This is a genomic window from Pseudomonas sp. FH4 (genome assembly GCF_000510915.2).
In the GTDB taxonomy this organism is placed as follows: domain Bacteria; phylum Pseudomonadota; class Gammaproteobacteria; order Pseudomonadales; family Pseudomonadaceae; genus Aquipseudomonas; species Aquipseudomonas brenneri.
Genome location: NZ_AOHN01000010.1, coordinates 1 through 1,434 on the forward strand (window position 1 = coordinate 1; position 1,434 = coordinate 1,434).

The 1,434-nt window shown below is 55.0% G+C and carries 1 pseudogene; it reads right to left on the reverse strand.

The window, feature by feature from the left end:
* Positions 1 to 22 precede the first annotated feature (22 nt).
* Positions 23 to 1,383 (reverse strand): annotated as a pseudogene (locus tag H097_RS28135) (IS3 family transposase).
* Between the last annotated feature and the right edge of the window lie 51 nt (positions 1,384 to 1,434).

A 1,434-nucleotide genomic window follows, 5' to 3' on the forward strand; every position in this document is an offset into this window, starting at 1 on the left:
GCCCCCGAAAAGTTGGACAGTTTCAGCTAGCAGCCTCAGCAGCATGAGTCCTGTATTTCACAGGGCTCATGCCATTGAGCTTTAGCTTGATGCGGTCATGGTTGTAGTAGTGGATGTACTCGTCCAGACCGGCTTTCAGTTCCTCAGCGCTCTCGAAACGCTTCAGGTAGAAAAACTCGGACTTAAGCGTACCAAAAAAGCTCTCCATTGCCGCATTGTCCAGGCAGTTTCCTTTGCGTGACATACTCTGCTTCAGTCCTTGCTCTGCCAGCTTGTGGCGGTACTGCGAGTGTTGGTAGTGCCAGCCTTGATCCGAGTGAAGCACCAGTTTCGGCTTGTTTCCCAGGCGCTTGAAGGCCTTGTCCAGCATGTTGGTGACCAGCCCAAGGCACGGCCTGCTGGCCACTTCGTATGCCACGATTTCGGCGTTGTACAAGTCCATCACGGGAGAGAGATAGACCTTTTCCTGAGCCACTTTGAACTCGGTCACATCGGTCACCCACTTCTGATTCGGGCGCTGCGCGAGGAAGTTTCGCTCCAGCAGGTTGGGCGCGATGAGGCCGACGACGCCCTTGTACGACCGGTACTTTTTGGGCCGTACGAGTGAGCGAAGATCAAGCGCGGCCATCAAGCGTTCTACGACCTTCTTGTTAACCAAGGTGCCGGCGTTGCGGATCACCGCCGTAACACGTCGGTAACCGTAAAGCCCCTTTTCCTCATGATAGATACGCTGAATCAGCTGCCTCAGGACAGCATGCTTGTCAGGTTTGACCTGCGCCTGGAGCTGGTAATAGAACGTGCTGCGAGGCAAGTCAGCCAGCTGCAGAACGGCAGCCAAGGGAAACCTGTCCTTGAGCGTCGACACGATCAGGGCTTTTTGGGCCGACTTCGCTCCTGCGCCTTCAGTTCTTCCAACTTTTTTAGGTAAGCGTTCTCCATACGCAGCCACTCAAGCTCAGCCAGCAACTGGTCGCGGCTTTTATCGGTGTCATCGGACGTCGTAGGTTTGATGGGGTAAGGCTTTTTCGACATGGCAGTAGGTTTTTTTCTCTTGGGAGTAGGTAAAGCCAGACTCCCACTGTAGTGCTGCCGTGCCCAAATGCCTATCTGCGAGGACTGACCGAGGCCGAAATGGGCGGCGGTCTGGCGCGAGGAAAGCTGATGCTTGTGCATGTACTCAAGGACTGAGCGCTTGTAGGTCACACTGTACCGCTGGCCTGGTTTGCGCAGGCTGAACTGACCATGCTTCTGGAAAGCGCAGACCCAGCGCCGCAGCAGGCTGAAGTCCACTGCAAATCGCTGAGCTACTGTTCTGAACCCTTTGCCATCCTCCAGGTAGGCCTGGACGGCGGTGAGCTTGAATTGATCTGAATACTTGCTCATGTGAACACCCCAAGAAATTGGATTGGTGTCCAACTTCTTGGGGGCAGTCCA